General features: G+C 70.7%; 15 protein-coding genes. 6 read left to right on the top strand and 9 right to left on the bottom strand.

What is annotated here, in order from left to right:
• Positions 1–151: 151 nt before the first annotated feature.
• Entirely contained in the window at positions 152–3148 is a 2997-nt protein-coding gene (ileS, locus tag QNI11_RS17255) for an isoleucine--tRNA ligase (RefSeq protein WP_283981079.1), read from the bottom strand.
• Positions 3149–3476: 328 nt separating this feature from the next.
• Between ileS and QNI11_RS17250 the strand changes: the two genes are divergently transcribed.
• Both QNI11_RS17250 and QNI11_RS17245 read left to right on the top strand, forming a co-directional pair.
• Entirely contained in the window at positions 3477–3881 is a 405-nt protein-coding gene (locus tag QNI11_RS17250) for a group III truncated hemoglobin (RefSeq protein WP_100929424.1), read from the top strand.
• Positions 3882–4132: 251 nt separating this feature from the next.
• Positions 4133–4504: a hypothetical protein gene (locus tag QNI11_RS17245; protein ID WP_283981078.1), complete on the top strand. Its 372-nt coding sequence runs from the start codon at positions 4133–4135 to the stop codon at positions 4502–4504.
• An 87-nt stretch (positions 4505–4591) separates the two neighbouring features.
• Here the strand turns inward: QNI11_RS17245 and QNI11_RS17240 are convergent, their stop codons facing one another.
• The 8 genes from QNI11_RS17240 to QNI11_RS17205 form a co-directional block, all read right to left on the bottom strand.
• On the bottom strand, positions 4592–5068 hold the full coding sequence (locus QNI11_RS17240) for a DUF2269 domain-containing protein (protein ID WP_283981077.1): 477 nt from the start codon (positions 5066–5068) through the stop codon (positions 4592–4594).
• Positions 5068–6387 carry an SDR family oxidoreductase gene (locus QNI11_RS17235; RefSeq protein WP_283981076.1) on the bottom strand — a complete coding sequence of 440 codons (1320 nt, stop codon included), beginning with the start codon at positions 6385–6387 and terminating at the stop codon, positions 5068–5070. The genes QNI11_RS17240 and QNI11_RS17235 overlap by 1 nt, the downstream gene beginning before the upstream one ends.
• A gap of 62 nt (positions 6388–6449) precedes the next feature.
• On the bottom strand, positions 6450–6818 hold the full coding sequence (locus tag QNI11_RS17230; RefSeq protein ID WP_283981075.1) for a hypothetical protein: 369 nt from the start codon (positions 6816–6818) through the stop codon (positions 6450–6452).
• A gap of 149 nt (positions 6819–6967) precedes the next feature.
• Positions 6968–7690 (bottom strand): VIT1/CCC1 transporter family protein, encoded by a 723-nt coding sequence (locus tag QNI11_RS17225; RefSeq protein WP_283981074.1) that lies wholly within the window; start codon positions 7688–7690, stop codon positions 6968–6970.
• 61 nt (positions 7691–7751) lie between these two features.
• Entirely contained in the window at positions 7752–10427 is a 2676-nt protein-coding gene (locus QNI11_RS17220; RefSeq protein ID WP_283981073.1) for a DUF2339 domain-containing protein, read from the bottom strand.
• A 121-nt stretch (positions 10428–10548) separates the two neighbouring features.
• Positions 10549–11568, bottom strand: a complete 1020-nt coding sequence (locus QNI11_RS17215) for a YcjF family protein (protein ID WP_283981072.1) — start codon at positions 11566–11568, stop codon at positions 10549–10551.
• A gap of 153 nt (positions 11569–11721) precedes the next feature.
• Positions 11722–12702: a GNAT family N-acetyltransferase gene (locus QNI11_RS27665; RefSeq protein ID WP_306418231.1), complete on the bottom strand. Its 981-nt coding sequence runs from the start codon at positions 12700–12702 to the stop codon at positions 11722–11724.
• 2 nt (positions 12703–12704) lie between these two features.
• A complete protein-coding gene (locus tag QNI11_RS17205) occupies positions 12705–14117 on the bottom strand; it encodes a YcjX family protein (RefSeq protein ID WP_283981071.1) in 1413 nt (470 codons plus the stop codon).
• 123 nt (positions 14118–14240) lie between these two features.
• On the opposite strand from QNI11_RS17205, the gene truA reads away from it, so the two are divergent.
• The 4 genes from truA (at position 14241) to QNI11_RS17185 (ending at position 17792) form a co-directional block, all read left to right on the top strand.
• Positions 14241–15011 (top strand): tRNA pseudouridine(38-40) synthase TruA, encoded by a 771-nt coding sequence (gene truA, locus QNI11_RS17200; RefSeq protein ID WP_283981070.1) that lies wholly within the window; start codon positions 14241–14243, stop codon positions 15009–15011.
• Positions 15012–15098: 87 nt separating this feature from the next.
• On the top strand, positions 15099–15224 hold the full coding sequence (locus tag QNI11_RS17195; RefSeq protein ID WP_283981068.1) for a hypothetical protein: 126 nt from the start codon (positions 15099–15101) through the stop codon (positions 15222–15224).
• Between the two features lie 32 nt (positions 15225–15256).
• Entirely contained in the window at positions 15257–16393 is a 1137-nt protein-coding gene (locus tag QNI11_RS17190) for an amidohydrolase (protein ID WP_283981067.1), read from the top strand.
• Positions 16394–16610: 217 nt separating this feature from the next.
• On the top strand, positions 16611–17792 hold the full coding sequence (locus QNI11_RS17185) for an aspartate aminotransferase family protein (protein ID WP_283981066.1): 1182 nt from the start codon (positions 16611–16613) through the stop codon (positions 17790–17792).
• Positions 17793–17836: the final 44 nt, after the last annotated feature.

Below are 17836 nucleotides of genomic sequence, written 5' to 3'. Positions count from 1 at the left end.
CCTCCGGAGAAAGTCTCCGGATGATACTGGCAAAAGGGTGACGTTGGGGCAAGGTTTGCGGACGCCGGGCGCCTGTGACGGGCCGGTCAGACGGCTGGCGGTGGTCCGGAAAGAAGAACGCCCCGGCGCGTGGGCCGGGGCGTTCGGGTGTTCAGGACAGCGCCTCGTCGCAGCGGGCGCAGGTGGCCGGGTGGCTGTGGGTGCCCACGTCCGGCAGGATCTTCCAGCAGCGCTGGCACTTCTCGCCCTCCGCCTTGGCGAAGACCACGGCGATCTCCGGCACGTCGGTCACGCGGAAGGCGTCGTCGGGTGCCGGGGCGTCGGTCAGCGTGATGGCGGAGGTGATGCAGATGTCCTCGAAGGCGGTGGTCTTCAGCGCCTCGAGCATCGCGGTGTCGGAGACGTGCACCACCGGCGCGGCCTCGAGCGAGGCGCCGATCACCTTGTCGGTGCGCTGGATTTCCAGCGCCGCCGTCACCGCGCGGCGGGCGCGGCGCACCATCTGCCATTTCGACGCCAGCGTGGCGTCGCGCCAGTCGGCGGGCGTCTCCGGCATGTCCTGCAGGTGGATGGAGCTGTCGTCGCCAGGGAAGCGTTCCAGCCAGACTTCCTCCATCGTGAAGACGAGGATCGGGGCGAGCCAGGTCGTCAGGCGGTGGAAGAGGATGTCCATCACGGTGCGCGCGGCACGGCGGCGGGCGGTGTCGCCGTCGCAATAAAGCGCGTCCTTGCGGATGTCGAAGTAGAAGGCCGACAGCTCGATGGTGCAGAAGTTGAAGACCTGCTGGAAGACGCCCTGGAAGTCGTACTTCGCATAGCCTTCGCGCACGGTCTTATCCAGCTCCGCGAGGCGGTGCAGGATGTACTGTTCCAGCTCCGGCATGTCCTTCGCGTCGACGCGCTGGTCCTCGGTGAAGTGGCTGACCGCGCCCAGCAGGTAGCGCATGGTGTTGCGCAGGCGGCGGTAGCTGTCGGCCACGTTCTTGAGGATCTCGGGCCCGATGCGCAGGTCGGCGGTGTAGTCCGACTGCGCCACCCAGAGCCGCAGGATGTCGGCGCCGTATTGCTTGGTCACGTCCTCAGGCGCCACGGTGTTGCCGAGCGACTTGGACATCTTGTTGCCCTTCTCGTCCAGCGTGAAGCCGTGGGTCAGCACGCCGCGGTAGGGCGCCCGTCCGCGCGTACCGCAGGCCTGCAGCATCGACGAATGGAACCAGCCGCGGTGCTGGTCGGTGCCTTCGAGGTAGAGGTCAGCGAGGCCGTCCTTCGATCCGTCCTCGCGGTCGCGCAGCACGAAGGCGTGGGTCGAGCCGCTGTCGAACCACACGTCGAGCACGTCGAAGACCTGCTCGTACTCGGCGGCATTGTGGTCGTTGCCAAGGAACCGCTCCTTGGCGCCGGGCTTGTACCAGGCATCCGCGCCTTCGGCCTCGAAGGCTTCGAGGATGCGGGCGTTGACCTTCTCGTCACGCAGCAGGAAGTCCGGATCGTCGGGCCGGGTGTCCTTGCGCACGAAGCAGGTCAGCGGCACGCCCCAGGCGCGCTGGCGCGAGAGCACCCAGTCGGGCCGCGCCTCGATCATCGAGTGCAGGCGGTTGCGCCCGGTCTGCGGCGTCCACTGCACCAGTTCGTCGATGGAGGTCAGCGCGCGGGTGCGGATCGTGGTGCCGTAGGCGTCGTTGCCGTCGCCCACCGGCTTGTCGATGGCGGCGAACCACTGCGGACGGTTGAGACGGATCACCGGCGCCTTGGAGCGCCAAGAGTGTGCGTCCGAGATCGTCAGCCGCTGGCGGGCCAGCAGGTGATGCACCTCGATCAGCTTGTCGATGACGGCCTTGTTGGCCTTCCCGGGCTTGCCCTTCTCGTCGTAGATCCGCAGCCCGCCGAAGAACGGCAGGTCCTCGCGGAAGGAGGAGTCGTCGAGGATGTTGTAGGTCATCTCCAGCCCGTGGGCGCGGCCGATGGCGTAGTCGTCGTCGCCGTGCGAAGGGGCGGTGTGCACGAAGCCGGTCCCGGCGTCCGCCGTGACGTGTTCGCCGCGCAGCACCGGCACCGGGTAGTTCCATTCGCCGCCGCCCTGCGGCACGCCCTCGAAGGGGTGGGCGCAGGTGAAGCAGTCGAGCAGCTGCGGCGGAGCATCGCGCAGGCGGGTGAACTGGTGCGGCTCCAGCCGGGCGCGGGCGAAGGTCGCCTCGGCCAGGTCGTCGGCCATGACGTATTTCTCGCCCTTCACGGCCCAGCATTCCTCGGGCGTGTCGAGCACCTCGTAGATGCCGTACCTGATCGCCGGGTTGTAGCAGATCGCGCGGTTCTGCGGGATCGTCCAGGGCGTCGTCGTCCAGATGATGACATAGGCGTTGGCGCAATCGGCCGAGAGCGCCTGCACTTCCTCGGAGTATTTCTCCTCTCCGACCTGGTCGAGCAGCAGGTCGGTCAGCGCGTCGGAGCCGGAGATACCCGCGACACGGAAGGCCACCCAGATCGCGTCGGTCTGGCGGTCGTGGTATTCCACCTCCGCCTCGGCCAGCGCGGTCTTTTCGACCGGCGACCACATCACCGGCTTGGAACCCTGGTAGACGAGGCCGTTCATCAGGAACTTCTGGAATTCCTCGGCGATCACGCGTTCTGCGTGGAAGTCCATGGTCAGGTAGGGATCGGCCCAGTTGCCGGTCACGCCGAGCCGCTTGAACTCCTCGCGCTGGATGTCGATCCAGCCCTCGGCGAAGCGGCGGCATTCCTGACGGAAGTCGACGACGTTGATGGCGTCCTTGTCCTTGCCCTTGGCGCGGTACTGTTCCTCGATCTTCCACTCGATGGGCAGGCCGTGGCAGTCCCAGCCGGGGATGTAGCGCGCGTCGCGGCCCATCATCTGCTGGCTGCGGACGATGAAGTCCTTCAGCACCTTGTTCAGCGCGTGGCCGATGTGCAGGTGGCCGTTGGCGTAGGGCGGGCCGTCGTGCAGGGTAAAGCTCTCGCGGCTTTCGTCCGCGGCGGCCTTGGCCCGGAGCTTGCCGTAGACGTCCATCTCGGCCCAGCGGGCCAGCCAGTCGGGTTCACGCTTGGGCAGGCCCGCGCGCATCGGGAAATCGGTCTTCGGCAGCGCGAGCGTGTCTTTGTAGTCGATCGTATCGGGGGTGTCGGCGCACATGGGGGCGTCCTTCGGGTCGGAATGCGGGTATCGGGGGTGCGGCGGCGCGGTCAGCCCATGCGCCTTGTCCCGGCGTCTCTCTTCAGAGCGCCGGGCAGCTAATTCGAATGATGAAAGCACAGGTCATCATGCGCGCCTTATAGGACGCGGCGCCGGAGGGGTCCAGCGCTGTCGTGCCGCCCGCGCCTGCGTTGTCCTGCACCCGTGGCTGGACCGTCCCGGCCCCCGTGCCGGCGCGGTCATGACCCTGTGCCGCAGTGACCTCCGGTCCCGCCCGGGTCTATGCTGCGCCCGCAAGATCGAGGCGTCCGGCAGAGGGGTTGCGGACATGGCGGTACAGGCAAAATTCCCGGTGACACGCGCGGATATCGAGCGCGTCGTGGCGGCCTTCTATGCGCGCGTCCGCGTGCATCCGGGGCTGGGGCCGGTCTTTGCCGTGCATGTGGAGGACTGGCCGTCGCACGAGGCGCGGGTGGCCGACTTCTGGGCCAACGCGATCCTTGGCGAGCGGCGCTACGACGGCAACCCGGTGCGGGTGCACCAAGAGGCGGGCAATGTCCGGCCCGGCATGTTCGAGACGTGGCTCGCGCTTTTCGATCAGGTGCTGCAGGCGGAACTGACGCCGGAGCAGGCGATGGCGTGGTCGGCGCTGGCGCACCGGATCGGCGGCAGCCTGCGGGCCGGCGTGGTCGAGAAGATGCGCGGCCCCGGCGGCGTGCCGATTCTCCGCTAGGTCGGTTCCCGCCGCACGCCTGAGGTCGGCGGAAGCTGGCCAATCCCCCGGAAACGCGGAAGAAATCCGCCTGCCGCGCTGCGCGCCGGTTTGGTGCGCGCCGTTTCGGCGGGAACCGGCTTGGCCCGGCATGCGGTTTTGGCAGGCGCAGGCCGATGCCCGGGAGGGGGCATTGAGACACGGCCAATTACCCCCATCCTATTGTCGTGCCCGGTACGCAAACCCGGGACCAACCCAAGAGGAGATGGGCCATGACGTATGAGGCCGAAGACCCGTATCTGAAAATGCACCGTGACCGCACCGAGACTTATGGCCGGGACGATCCCGCGCTGGTCCAGACCCGCCGCAAGGGCGTCTGGTCCATCGCCGGTCTGGTGGCCGGTGTCGTGCTGGTGATCGCCGTGGCGCTGACCGTGTTCCTCGGGCCGTCTGCGACCACCACCCCGGTGGACCCGGCGGCACAGGAAACGGCGGTTCCGGTCGATCCCGACTCGGGCGCTCCGGCGGCAGATGCCCCGGCGGCTTCCGAGATGACCGCCGAACCGTCCAGCGAAGCCGCGCCGGCCGCTCCCGCCGCGCCCGAGGCTTCGGACGGTGGCGCCACCACCACTCCGCTTCAGTAATCCCCCGACTGAAGTGCGGAGAGGCCGGGACCCTGGGATGGGTCCCGGCCTTTTTCATGTGCGACAGGGGCAGTTCGGAACGTCAGGTCAGAACGTCAGGGCCGGGCGGGTGAGCATCAGCCACAGGATCGCCGCCACCGCGAAGAACGCCGGAAAGCCGCAGGCGAACCAGATGCGGAACAGCCGGAAGTAGCGGTCGGGCAGCGGCGTGCCCTCGGACACGGCCACGCGGGCAAGGTCGCGCAGCCGGATCTGTATCCAGACCACCGGCAGCCAGAACACGCCCGTCAGCACGTAAAGCGCGATGGACAGGAGGAGCCAGCCCTCCGTCAGGCTCCAGCCGATTTCCCGTGCCAGCAGGACGCCGGTGACCGGCTGGGCGACCACCGCGGTCAGCGTGAAGAGGGTGTCGGCCAGCACCACGGTCCCGGCGACATGGGCGATGGCCCGCGCGTCCCTCGACAGATGCGCCATCAGCATGAAGAAGGCGATACCCGCGCCGGTGCCGAGAAGCACGGTCGCGCCGACGACATGCAGCCAGCGCAGGATCTCGGCATAGGGCATCAGCGCGTCTCCAGCAGCGCGGGCGTGACGGCGGCGAGCATCATGGCGGGCAGCACCTTGACCAGCGGCCCCAGCGGATCGGCCCACATGACGGGGGTGAAGAGGGTGGCGGAGGCGAGGTAGACGAGCGACACGCCGACCATGGCAAGGCAGGCGCGGGCGGCAATGGGTCGGTAGAGGACCGCGAGGCCAAGCGCCACGTCCACCACGGCCCAGAAGGCGACGGAAGAGATGGCCAGCGGCTGGGGCCAGCCGATGCGCGTCAGGTGTTCGGCGGCGGGGCCGATCTGCCAGAGGCCGATCAGCCCGGACAGCAGCCAGAAGAGCGACAGCGTGGCCACGGCCAGCGGCATCAGCAGGGCGGCACGTGCCTGCAGCCGGTGTTCGGGGCCGAGGCGGGCTTTGGTCAGCGTGTCCTGCAGGGGCGCGAGGGTCTGGCCGGTTTGCGCCTGCCACGGGCGCGGGTCGCCGGTCACCCCGTCGGCCAACACGTCGATGGCGGTCGACCGGAGCGGGCTGCGCCAGCCTGCATGTGCAAGCGCGTCGGCGATGCTGGCGGTGGGTTTGAGCGTCCAGCGGGGAAGGGTGAGCTTGGCGCGCGCCTGCGGGAAGCCGAGGGCGTGGCGATGTGCTGCGATGACCTCTGCCAGGCTGTGGGTCTGCTCTTCGACGAGGTCGAAGGTGTGGCCCCCGGGCAGGTCGCCTGTGGCGGCGATCGCGACCGCCTCCGCCAGATCGGCCAGCGATACGGTCTGGATCGGCGTGTCGGGCAGGGCCTGGGGCTGGACCAGCGGCACGGCGGCCAGCATCCTGAGAAGCATCGTGCCGCCATAGGCGCTTTGCCCGATCACGAGGCCGGGGCGCAGGATCACGGCGTCGGCGCCGGAGGCCAGAAGCGCCGCATCGCCCCGCGCCTTGGACGCGAAGAAGACGGTGGGATGGTCGGGCTGCACGCCCGCGGCGGAGACCTGCACCACGCGGATGCCCCTGGCCGCGGCGGCCTTGCCCAGGGCGGCGACGGCGTGGTGATGCAGCGTTTCGAGGTCGTCGCCGGGCCCGTCCTGCAAGGCGCCCGCGCAGTTCACCACGACCTCGACCCCGTCGAGCAGCGCGGCCCAGCCGGAGGCCTCCATCCGCGAGAGGTCCGCCTTGCGGAAGGGCAGCATCGGCAGGGCCTGCGCGGCGCTGGCGGCGGACCGGCCGGAGGCGATGACGCGATGGCCACGGGCGTGAAGGGTGCGGCAGACCTCTGTCCCGATCAGGCCGTAGGCGCCGAGGATCAGGATGGTCTTGGGGGCCGTGGCAGGGGTGTGGGTCATGCCGTTTCTTTCACCCGGCGCGGCGTTGGTGTCCAGAGCGGCGGCCCCGGCCGGAAGGGCGGTCAGGCGGCGTAGCCGGAGCGGGGGGGCGCCGTGTCGGGCAGGGCGCGGCCGTCGCGGGCCAGAGCGGTCCAGGGGATCTGCGCCGGGGTCAGGCGCGACGGGCGGCGGGGCCGCAGCCGCAGCGCCACGGCGGCAAGGCTCAGCGCCGCCCATGTCACGGGCAGAAGCGCGACGATCCCGGGGGCAAAGGCCCAGACGGCGGGCAGGACGAGCACGGCGGCGACGGCGTTGGCGCCGAAGTAGGCCGCGCAGGCCCGGGCCTCGGGCCGCAGGGCGCAGGCGGCATGGGCGGTGAAGAGGATGAGCAGGCCAAGCGCGCCAAGCAGATGCACAACGGTCGTCTGTGAGGCGATGAAAGCTTCGGTCATCCGGAAATCCTTCGGATCGGCTGGGCGCTGGAAAATGGCTTGGGCGGAGTATCGCGGCGGGGGACCGCTGCGGGTAGTGGGGTATACCGGACTGAAAACGCCGAGTCGGGTCAAGACAGAGCTGCGCCCGCCTTCGCCGGGTCGGCGTGTCAGCCGAAGAGCGTGCCCACGAAATAGGCCAGCGCCGCCGCCGTGCCGCCGATCAGCAGCGTTTCCGTGCCGGAGCGCCACCACGGCGCCAGCGACCAGCGGCTTTTCAGCGTGCCGATCCCGAAGAAGGCGGCGAGGGTCATGATGGCGGAGGTCGCGAAGGGTTCCGGCACCGGCAGCAGGAAGGGCAGGAGCGGCACCATCCCCGCCACGAGGAAGGCGGCGAAGGTCACCAGCGCGGCCCGCATCGGGTGCGGATCGGCGGAGCCCAGCCCGTAGACGCCGTCGAGGATCATGGAGATCCAGCTTTGCCGGTTGAGGGCGATCTGGCGGGTGGCGGCTTCGAGCGTCTCGCCCGACAGGCCCTTCTGCGCGAGGATTGCGCGCAGCTCGCGCCGCTCGTGGTCGGGATCGGCGCGGATCAGTTCCTCCTCGAGGCGGCGGATGCGCTGGATGTTGTCCAGCTCGGCCTTGGTGGCCATGTAGTTGCCCGCCGCCATGGAAAAACCGTCGGCCAGCACGTTGGCAAAGCCGAGCGCGAGGATGATGAAGGTCGACAGCCCCGCGCCCTGCACGCCCGCGACGATGGCGAAGGTGGTCACCGCGCCGTCGATCGCGCCGTAGACGAGGTCGCGCAGGTCGCCGCGGCCCGGCGGATCGGCCAGCCGCGCGGCGATCTGGGCGTCGGTTTCGGTGTCCTTGGCGCGGGTCAGGTCTGGCATGGCGGGCGTCCGTTGCGGGCTGGCGTGCGCCTGCGGTTAGACCTGCTCGGACGCCCCGCGGTCAAGGCAGGCGGCTTTGCACCCAGCGGTTCAGCCAGGCGAGGCCGGCCAGCGACAGCCCCAGCAGCAGGAAGGAGAACACCCGCGCCAGCCCGTCGAGGCCGGAGATGTCCAGGAGGAACACCTTCGCCACCGCCACGGCGATCACCGCCATCCCGGCGCGGCGCAGCAGGTCCGACCGGCGTTGCAGCGCCCGGGTGAAGAGCGCGGCCCCCACCAGCAGGAGCGCGACGGTGTGGCTGTAGAGTTCCGGCTGGGTGATGCCCGCCGCGATCCCCATGGCGTCGCCGCCCTGCCAGAGGTGGCGGATCGCCATGCCCGCCCAGAACACCGTCAGCGCCGTGGCCGGGACCGCAAGACCGATGCGCAGCGCTTTCGGGCCGGAGAGGCGCGCGGCGCCCACGGCCAGCGCCAGCGCGGGCAGGAGGTAGGCGGGGATCAGCGTGTTGAGCAGCACCGGGCCCGCGACGGTCTGTCCGCCGAACAGCGGGTTGGCGAGGCTGAGGGCTGCCACCTCGAACCCCAGCGCGACGAGGCCGAAGATCACCGCGAGCGCGAGGCGCAGCAGGCGGAGCGGCCCGCCCGCGCCCATGCGCATGACCTGCGCCAGCGCGGCCAGTGTCCAGATCGTGGCGTGCAGGCCGGTGATCCAGTGCTCCTGCCCCGCGGCGTGGCCGGTCATGCCTTCGATCAGGTGGTAGAGCGTCAGCGATGCGGTCATGCCGCCCGCTGACCACGCGGCGCTTTCGAGGAAGAGTTTCGCGCGCGACCGGGCCTCCGGCAGGAGGGCGCGGGCGGCGAGCAGGGCGGCCAGCGTGCCGCCGTAGGTGAGGAACATCTCGGCAAAGCCCACCTCAACCGCCCAGTCGAGGCCGGGATCGGCCAGCAGCCGGTAGCCCAGGGCGGCGATCCCGGCGGTGATGAAGCCGGTCATCGGCGCGAGGTCGAAGCGGCGGTCGAGCGCGGCGGCGGCCAGCACGGTGGCGGCCAGCGCGAGGGTCAGCGCCGCATCGGTGAGGATGACGGTCAGCGCGAAGGCGAGGCAGGCGAGCGCCGAAAGCGTGGCCAGCGCGGCGCGCAGCCGGTCCGTGCCGTCGATCCGGGCAAAGCGCGCGGCGAGCGCGGTCATCAGCCCGCCGAGCGCCAGCGCGTGCAGCGCCCAGGGCCAAGCGCCGATGAGGGTGGCGGGCTGCCACGTGACTTCGAGCGCGAGGCCGCCCAGCGGGGCGATCAGGGCGGCAGCGGCGGCCCAGTGCGCCTTGAACGGGTCGCCCTTCAGGCTGCGCAGCGCGGCGGCGAGCGTCAGGACCAGAGGCGCCAGCATGGCGAGGGTGACGGTGAGCGGCAGGCGCTGTTCGGTCAGACCTTCCTGCGCGTCGAGCGTGGCGAAGAGCGTGGTCAGGACGGCGCGGTTCAGCTCTGGCGCCAGCAGGAGGAGGAGGGTCGCGGCGACAGGCAGGGCGGCGAGGTCCTGAAGGCCGGGCGCCCTGTGGGACCAGAGCGCCAGCGCCGCGCCGAGGAGCGTCGCGAGGGCCAGTGCGGTCCACCATGCAGTGAGGCCGAAGATGGCCGAGCTGAGCAGCACGAGGGTCGCGGCCAGCGTGGTACCGGCGGCCAGCAGCGTCGGGAAGGCCGGGCGAGCCTTTTCCAGCGCCTGCAGGAGGCAGGGCGCGGCGTGATCGGGCGTCAGGCTGCGCGCCGGGATCAGGATCGCCAGCACGGCCAGCAGCGTGGCGTGGACGGCGTAGGTGGTGGCCATCGTTTCGGTCGGTTCGGCGAGCAGCAGCAGCGCGCCGGTGGCAAACCCGCCGAAGAGGGCCAGGACAGAGACCCAGGCCCAGCGGCGCAGCGTGTCGATGCCGAGGCCGAGTGCGGCGAGGAGCGCGAAGTAGACGAGGAGCCATTCGGGCTGATCGCTTTGGCCGCCGACGAGGAAGGGCGCGGCGAACCCGCCCGCAAGCCCGATAGCGGCCAGAAGCGGCCCGTTGATCCAGCCGAGGACCAGCCCGCCGAGGGCCGTGGCAAAGAGCAGCGCAAGCGCCGGACCGGGATCGATCAGCCCGTAGAGCAGGCGCGCGGCGAGGACACCGCCCATCAGCGAGACGAGCCCGGCGGATGAGAGGGTAGAGGGCAGGTAGGCGGTGGCGCTGTCCTCCGTGTCGCCGGAGCGGCGGCGGATTCGCTCTCCTCCGAGGATCAGGGCGGCGCCGAAGACGAGCGCGGCGGCGACCCGGGCACGCGGGGTCAGCAGGCCGGTTTCCACGCCGTATTGCACGAGGAAGATCCCCGCCAGCGCAAGGGAGACGGCAGCGATGGCGTAGAACCAGTTCTGTGCGAGCCAGTCGGTGAGGCGCGCCGCGATGGACGGGCCCTTCGGTTCGGGGGCGGGGGCCGGACGGGAGGGCGCCGCGGGTTGGGGCGGTTGTTGGGGGTGCGGTGCCGGCGCGGGTTCCGGCTCTGCGGGGCGTTCGGCGACGGCGGGGGCAGGGGACGCTGCGGCGGCGAGAGGCTGGTTAGGCTGGTCCCGCCAGGGTGTCGGACCTGCGGTCAGGGTGTCGACCCTCTGGCGCAGTTCGGCCAGTTCCCGGAACAGGCGGGCCTGCCGGACGATGAGGACGACCACCACCACCGGCAGGGCCAGGAAGATGATGCCGACGAGGACGAGTAGGGCTTCCACGCGCTGCGCTCCGATTGTTCGTGGCGCACTCAATCACGCCGGGCGCGGCTTGGGAACCGGTGGGTTTCCTGACTTTTGGGCAGGGGTGGCGAACCCGCGCGTGCCGCGCGGAACCCCCACCCTACGGGGCGGTGTGCCCCTTGTCCTGCTGGAACAGCCCGCTCAGCGAGGAGCGCACGATGGAGCGCACGGAGGGCCGTTTGCCCGGGCCGAAGGGCAGGGGGCGGCAGACCTCCATGGCGGCCACGCCCACGCGGGCGGTGAGGGCGCCGTTGACCATACCCTCGCCAAAGCGGCGGGAGAGCTTGCCCAGGATCCCCGCGCCGAAGATCGGTTCCAGCATGTCGTCGCCCACCGCGACCGCGCCGGTGGCCACGAGGTGCGAGAAGACCGCGCGGGTGAGCCGCCAGCTGCCCAGCGTGCCGGAGCGTCCGCCGTAGATCTCCGCGATGCGGCGGATCATCCGCAGGTTGGCGGTCAGCGCGGCGGCGACGTCGGCAAGGGCCAGCGGCACCAGCGCGGTGACGGCGGCGACCTGCCGGGCGGCGGCCTCCACCTCGCGCCGGGCCTGCAGGTCGAGAGGGGCGAGCAGTTCGTTTTCGGCGTGGGCGATGAGGCCCGAGGCATCGAAGATCTCGTCCCGGCGGGCGGCAAAGCGGTCGCGGCCCCAGCGCGTGTCCTCGCGCCCCTTGTAGAGGCCCACCAGCCTGTCGGAGAGGTCGCGGGCGAGGGCCAGGTCGTCCTCGGCCAGCGCGGTGTCGGCCTGACGGTGCAGGGAGTCGATCTTCGACAGGCGGGCGAAGGCGGAGAGTTCCTTGACCACGATGGCCACACAGACCAGCAGGAAGGCGGCAAGGAGCGCGGTCACCGCCCAGCCGAGCGCCGGGTTGGCGGCGATCAGCCCGGTGGCGAAGTTCCACGCGGCGATGGAGACGAAGGTCCCCACGAGCGCGGCCAGCAGGCGCCAGAACCAGCGCGCGAGGGTGGAGACGCGTCGGGTGGTCAGGGCCGCGACGGTGGCCATGGCCGCCCCTTCGGGCGGCGGGGTCAGGTCGGGGACGGGCGGAACCTCTGACGGGGAGGGGGCGGCGCTGTCGTCGTCGAGGTCGATGAGGACGGGGCCCTTGCGCGTGTCGGTCATGGTTTGGATCCTGAAGCGGTGGAGCGGAGGGGCGTGGCCCCGTCGCGCGTGGCGCGACTCTCCCTTTGAAGCGGGCGTCCGGAGGGTGGCCCGTGAGTTTCGGCCTGCGAAATCCGGCCCGCTAAATCGGGCGGCCCGGTGCGGATGGTGCGGTCAGCCGGTGGTGTCTTTCCTGTCTGACGTGGCCTTCGCGTCCTTGCCGGTGCCAGTGCCGGATGCCCCGGCCGTCCCGCCTTCGGCAGTCTTGCCTTTGTCCCCGGTGTCGTCCTCGGCCGTGTCCGCACGTGTCCAGAGAAAGCGTATGTCTGGCAGGCCTTCCTCGTTGTGATCGCCGTCCGATTCCTCCACCGGGCGGAACCCTTCGCGGCGGTAGAAACGCTGCGCGCCGCGGTTGGCCTGCAGGGTCCAGAGTTCGAGGCTGTCGCACGTTGCCTTGGCGTCGTCGAGCAGCAGGGTGCCGATGCCGCTGCCCTGCGCCTCGGCGGCGATGTAGAGGCTGTGGATGTAGCCGCCGTCGCGGGCGATGAAGCCCGCGGGGGTGTAGTCGACCTCGGCCACCGTGACCCAGCCCTTGTCGATCATGCGGCCCGCGTGGGCGATGTCCTCCGCGCCGGTGTGGAGCCGCGGCATCCACGGCTGGCCGGCCACCGCGCGGGTGATCATGTCGCCGACACGGCCCGCGTCGAGCGGATGGCCCGGACGCAGGCTGACGATCGGACCGGGCATCGGACCGGGCGCAGGGCCGGGGTCGCCGGGCAGGCCGGGGACCTCGGAGGGGATCTCCTGCGGCGGCAGGTCCGGCGCCGGGGTGCCCGGGATCTCCGTCGGGTTGCCGGGCTGGTCCGGTTCGGGCGTGCCGGGCACTTCGTCCGGCGCGTCCGGCGGCAGGTCGTGGCCGGGATGGGAGGGATCGGGCACGCCGGGCAGGTCGTCGGGGACCTCCTCGGGGGGCGTGTCCGGCGGCAGGTCCGGTTCGGGCGCGTCCGGCACCTCTTCGGGCCGTGGATCGGGCAGGTCGGGGGCGGGCGTGCCCGGCTCTTCCGAGGGGGGCTGCTCCGGCGGCAGGTCGGGGTTCGGCTCGTCCGGTCCCCCTTCATTGCGGGAGGAGGTGGGTTCGCGGGTCATGGCAGTCATCGTCACAGGCGGTCTCCGATCAGGAACTGGGCGGCGCGGTCGAGGCGGATGTGCGGCGGGCCCTCGCCGGGTTTCAACGTCAGCGGTGCGGGAGCGAAGGACATGATGGAATAATCCTGCCCCAGCCATTCAGAGGCGCCTTCGCGGGCAGGGGACAACAGGTGCGCGGGATCCTCCGGCAATTCGCCGGGATAGAAGGCCGCGCGCTTGCCGGTGTCCAGCAGGGTGCCGCGCACGCAGGGCAGGTCGCGGCCCTCGTGGGCAATGACCTCTTCGGTGGTGGCCCGCAGGGCGGCGAGCGACAGGGCCTGCGTGTCGGCCCCGGCAAAGCGTGCGCGGTCGCGGGCGTCGCGGGTCAGCGCCTCCATCACAGCGGTCAGGCGGGCGTGCTGGGTGTGGTGCAGGTGGTCGGCCTTGGTCGCGGCAAAGAGGATGCGGTCGATCCGCCGTCCGAGGAAGAGCTGCGTCAGGAAGGACGAGGCGCCGGGGCGGAAGGCGGTCAGGATGTCGGCCAGCGTGCGGCGCAGGTCCTCGACGGCGCGGGGGCCTGCATGGATCGCGCCGAGCGCGTCGACCAGCACGATCTGCCGGTCGAGCCGGGCAAAGTGGTCCTGGAAGAAGGGTTTGACCACGCGGGACTTGTAGGCGTCGAAGCGGCGCTCGAACTCGCGGTAGAGCGAGCCGCGCGATGCACTGACCGGCGGCAGGGGCGCGAAGGTCAGGACGGGGGAGCCGGCCAGGTCGCCGGGCAGAAGGAAGCGCCCCGGCCCGCAGTCGGAAAAGCCGTCGCGGCGGGCGGCGTTCTGCGCCTCCGTGTAGGCCTTGGCCAGACGCTGCGCCACGGGTTCGTCGAGCTTCGCCTCCGCCGCCTCGGTGGTGGCCATGGGCAGGAAGCCGCCGGGATCGGGGCGGCGGGTCATGCGGTCCAGCATGTGTTCGGACCACTGGGCGTAGGACTTCTCCATCAGGCCGAGGTCCAGCAGCCATTCGCCGGGATAGTCGATGATGTCGAGGTGCAGGGTGCGCGGCCCCTGCAGCCCGGACAGGAGGCCCTGCGGACGCACCTTCAGCGACAGGCGCAGTTCGGACACGGCGCGCGTGCTGTCCGGCCAGCGCGGTTCGCGTGCGGTGAGCGCGGCGAGGTGGGTCTCGTAGTCGAAACGTGGGATGGTGTCGTCGGGCTGCGGCTGCAAAAAGGCGGTGAGGATGCGGCCCTCGGACTGGGCGACGAGTCCCGGCATCCGGGCGCGGTCCATCAGGTTCGCCACGAGCGAGGTGATGAACACCGTTTTCCCGGCCCGCGACAGCCCGGTCACACCGAGGCGCAGGGTGGGTTCGAAGAAGGTCTCCGAGATCGTGCTGGTTGCGCTGTCTATGCCCCGGGCGAGGCCGTCGGCGAGAGTGGTCAGGACCATGGGAGCCTTTGCAGTTGTTCGTTCTGAACTTAGGGTGCTGAGGCGGCCGCTGCCAGTGTCTTGCTGGGTCTTGCCGGTCGTGCGGGTGTAGACGCCGCCCGCGGGCCGCGCTAAGCGGCGCACATGCCAAGATACGCATTGCTCGTGGAATATGATGGCCGCCCGTTTGCGGGGTGGCAGCGCCAGGCGGCGCAGCCTTCGGTGCAGCAGGCCATCGAGGAGGCGCTGGCGCGGCTGGAGCCCGGCCCGTTCACCATCGCGGGGGCAGGGCGCACCGATGCGGGCGTGCATGCGCGCGGGCAGGTGGCGCAGTGCGACATGGCGAAGGACTGGGATCCGTTCCGGCTGTCGGAGGCGCTGAATTTCCATCTGAAGCCCGCGCCGGTGGCGATCCGGGCCTGCGCGCGGGTGGCCGACGACTGGCACGCGCGGTTCTCGGCGGTGGAACGGCGCTACCTGTTCCGCATCCTGATGCGCCGTGCGCCTGCCACGCTGGAAGAGGGGCAGGTCTGGCGGGTCATGCATCCGCTCGACGTGGAAGCGATGCGCGCGGGCGCGGCCTGCCTTGTGGGGCGGCACGACTTCACCACCTTCCGGTCGGTGATGTGCCAGGCGAAATCGCCGGTCAAGACGCTGGATTCGCTGGAGATCGAGGCGGTGGACGGTCCCGCCGGGCCGGAGGTTCGGTTCTCTCTGCGCGCCCGGTCCTTCCTGCACAACCAGGTGCGGTCCTTCGTCGGCACGCTGGAGCGGGTCGGCGCCGGAGCCTGGGCGCCCGAACGGGTACGCGAGGCGCTGGAGGCCCGCGACCGCGCCGCCTGCGGGCCGGTCTGCCCGCCGCAGGGGCTGTACCTGACAGGTGTCGGCTACCCGGAGGACCCGTTCGGGGGGTGAGTGCCATTTGGCTGGGCGCATGTCGGTCAACCGGCCTTTAAGCGCGTCTGCCCCAGCCTGCCGTGCAGGTTTCGGAGGTTTTGCCAAGTGCGCGTCCTGTTCGTGCGGCATCCGCTGGCGCTGGTGGCCGGGCTGGGGATTGCCGCCAACACGGCGCTGATCCGGAACCACGGCCCCAGTTATTGCACCCGTTCGCCCGCCGTGATGGGATGACGGTAAACACGGGCATCCGGGGGAGAACGGCCATGACAGGCGTCACGCAAGAGGACATCGCCGCCGCGCGCGACCTGCGGCACAGGCTGCACCGCGCGCCCGAGCTCTCGGGCGAGGAATCCGCCACCGCCGCGATCATCGCCGAGCACCTGCAGGCCCTCCAGCCCGCCGCGCTGACCACCGGCCTCGGCGGCACCGGCGTCGCTGCCACCTTCGGCACGGGCGACCGTGGCCTGCTGATCCGCTGCGAGCTGGACGCGCTGCCGATCGTCGAGACCGGGCAGCCCGCGTGGCGCTCCGAACGCGCGGGCGTGGCGCATCTTTGCGGTCACGACGGACACATGGCGGTGCTATATGCCGTCGCCCGCGTCCTGTCGCGGCAGCCGCCCGACACGCGCGTGATCCTGCTGTTCCAGCCCGCCGAGGAAACCGGGCAGGGCGCCCGCGCGGTAATCGAGGATGCCCGCTTCGACACGCTCGGCGCGGACATGGCGGTGTCGCTGCACAACATGCCCGGCCTGCCGCTGGGCGCCGTCGCGCTGAAGGAGGGGCCGGTCAACTGCGCCTCGCGCGGGCTGCGCGTGCGCCTTTGGGGACGCACGGCCCACGCATCAGAGCCGGAAAAGGGCGTCTCTCCCGGTCTGGCGCTGGCCCGGCTTATCGCCGATTTCGGCGCGCTGAGCCGCGACCTGCCGACCGAACATCCCGACTTCCGGCTGGCGACCGTGACCCACGCCCGGCTGGGCGTGCCGGCCTTCGGCGTGGCCCCGGGCGAGGGCGAGATCATGGTGACCCTGCGCACCCTCCTCGACGACCGCATGGCCGCGCTGGAGGCGGAGGCCCGCGCGCTGGTCGCAAGGGCCGCCACGGGGCTGACCGCGGACATCACGGTGCACGAGGCCTTCGGTCATTGCGTGAACGCGCCGGAGGCCGTCGCCCTGCTGGAGCGCGCCACCCAAGGCTGCCGCCGCGTGTCCGAAGGAATGCCCATGCGCGCCTCCGAGGACTTCGGCCGCTTCGGCGCGGACATGCCGGCGGCGATGCTCTTCCTCGGGGCGGGGGAAACCTGCCCGCCGCTGCACGCCCCCGACTACGACTTCCCCGACGCACTGATCGGCACCGGCGCAGACATCTTCCTGCGCGCCGCCGCCGGTTTCGCCGCGCGCTGAACAGGGCCGCCCTCTCAAATCGCTTGCTTTCCGCGCCGGAACCGGTCAAAGACGCGCCATGATGCAAAAGACGATCATCCGACGAGCCTGAGCTCTTCTCCGCGTGCCTTTCCGGTGCGCCCGTCGTCCTGCGTCACCTTCCCGAGAACCGGTCCGTCTTGACTAAAGCCTGTGGGCTTGCCACCAATCGGACCTCTATTTCCAGAGGACATGAGCCATGATCCCTTCCGTTCTGCCGACCTACAACCGCGCGCCCCTGCACTTCGTGAAGGGCGAGGGCGCCTGGCTGATCGAGGAGGACGGGCGCCGATTCCTCGACCTCGGCAGCGGCATCGCGGTGAACGCCCTGGGCCATGCGAACCCCGATCTGGTCGCCGCGCTGACCGAGCAGGCGTCGAAGCTCTGGCACGTGTCGAACCTCTACGAGATCCCGCAGCAGCAGGCGCTGGCCGACAAGCTGGTCGAGGTCACCTTCGCCGACACGGTGTTCTTCACGAACTCCGGCACGGAGGCCTGCGAACTGGCGGTCAAGATGGCCCGCAAGTACTGGTACGAGAAGGGCGAGAAGGAAAAGGTCGAGATCCTGACCTTCTCCGGCTGCTTCCATGGCCGGTCCTCCGCGGCCATCGCGGCCTCCGGGTCGGAGAAAATGGTCAAGGGCTTCGGCCCGGTGCTCGACGGTTTCATCCACCTCGACTGGGGAGATCATGATGCGCTGCACGCCGCGATCACCGAAAAGACCGCCGCGATCCTGATCGAGCCGGTGCAGGGCGAAGGTGGCATCCGCCCGCTGCCCGACCAGTGCCTGAAAGGCCTGCGGGCGCTCTGCGACGAAAAGGGCGTGCTCCTGATCCTCGACGAGGTGCAGTGCGGCGTCGGCCGGACCGGACGGCTGTTCGCGCATGAATGGGCGGGCGTCACCCCGGACATCATGATGGTCGCGAAGGGCATCGGCGGCGGCTTCCCCCTGGGCGCCGTGCTGGCCACCGAAGAGGCCGCCAGCGGCATGGTCGCGGGCACCCACGGATCGACCTACGGCGGCAACCCGCTGGGCTGCGCCGTGGGCAAGGCGGTGATCGACCGGATCTCCGACCCGGCCTTCCTCGAGACGGTGAACGCCCGCGCGGGCCTCCTGCGCCAGAAGCTCGAAGGCCTCATCGCCGCCCACCCCGACACCTTCGAGGAGGTGCGCGGCATGGGCCTGATGCTGGGTCTCAAGTGCACCGCCAAGGCCGCCGCCGCCGATGTGGTGAAGGCCGGCTACGCTGCCGAGGTCATCACCGTGCCCGCCGCCGACAACGTGGTGCGCCTTCTGCCGCCGCTGAACATCACCGAGGCGGAAATCGCCGAGGCGCTCGACCGCCTCGACAAGGCCGCGACCGCCTTCGAAGCCGCCTGATCTTCATCTTGGCAAAAATACCCTCGGGGTCCGGGGCAGCGCCC

Origin of the sequence: Sagittula sp. MA-2 (genome assembly GCF_030126985.1) — a bacterium.
Taxonomy (GTDB): Bacteria; Pseudomonadota; Alphaproteobacteria; order Rhodobacterales; family Rhodobacteraceae; genus Sagittula.
Note: the sequence above shows the minus strand (reverse complement) of the source record. Positions and strands in the feature narration are given on the sequence as shown.

Excerpts from the sequence above, each read along its gene's own strand:
- ileS (WP_283981079.1), bottom strand. The coding sequence starts at position 3,148 with ATGTGCGCCGACACCCCCGATACGATCGACTACAAAGACACGCTCGCG.
- QNI11_RS17250 (WP_100929424.1), top strand. The coding sequence starts at position 3,477 with ATGGCGGTACAGGCAAAATTCCCGGTGACACGCGCGGATATCGAGCGC.
- QNI11_RS17245 (WP_283981078.1), top strand. The coding sequence starts at position 4,133 with ATGACGTATGAGGCCGAAGACCCGTATCTGAAAATGCACCGTGACCGC.
- QNI11_RS17240 (WP_283981077.1), bottom strand. The coding sequence starts at position 5,068 with ATGCCCTATGCCGAGATCCTGCGCTGGCTGCATGTCGTCGGCGCGACC.
- QNI11_RS17235 (WP_283981076.1), bottom strand. The coding sequence starts at position 6,387 with ATGACCCACACCCCTGCCACGGCCCCCAAGACCATCCTGATCCTCGGC.
- QNI11_RS17230 (WP_283981075.1), bottom strand. The coding sequence starts at position 6,818 with ATGACCGAAGCTTTCATCGCCTCACAGACGACCGTTGTGCATCTGCTT.
- QNI11_RS17225 (WP_283981074.1), bottom strand. The coding sequence starts at position 7,690 with ATGCCAGACCTGACCCGCGCCAAGGACACCGAAACCGACGCCCAGATC.
- QNI11_RS17215 (WP_283981072.1), bottom strand. The coding sequence starts at position 11,568 with ATGACCGACACGCGCAAGGGCCCCGTCCTCATCGACCTCGACGACGAC.
- QNI11_RS27665 (WP_306418231.1), bottom strand. The coding sequence starts at position 12,702 with ATGACTGCCATGACCCGCGAACCCACCTCCTCCCGCAATGAAGGGGGA.
- QNI11_RS17205 (WP_283981071.1), bottom strand. The coding sequence starts at position 14,117 with ATGGTCCTGACCACTCTCGCCGACGGCCTCGCCCGGGGCATAGACAGC.
- truA (WP_283981070.1), top strand. The coding sequence starts at position 14,241 with ATGCCAAGATACGCATTGCTCGTGGAATATGATGGCCGCCCGTTTGCG.
- QNI11_RS17190 (WP_283981067.1), top strand. The coding sequence starts at position 15,257 with ATGACAGGCGTCACGCAAGAGGACATCGCCGCCGCGCGCGACCTGCGG.
- QNI11_RS17185 (WP_283981066.1), top strand. The coding sequence starts at position 16,611 with ATGATCCCTTCCGTTCTGCCGACCTACAACCGCGCGCCCCTGCACTTC.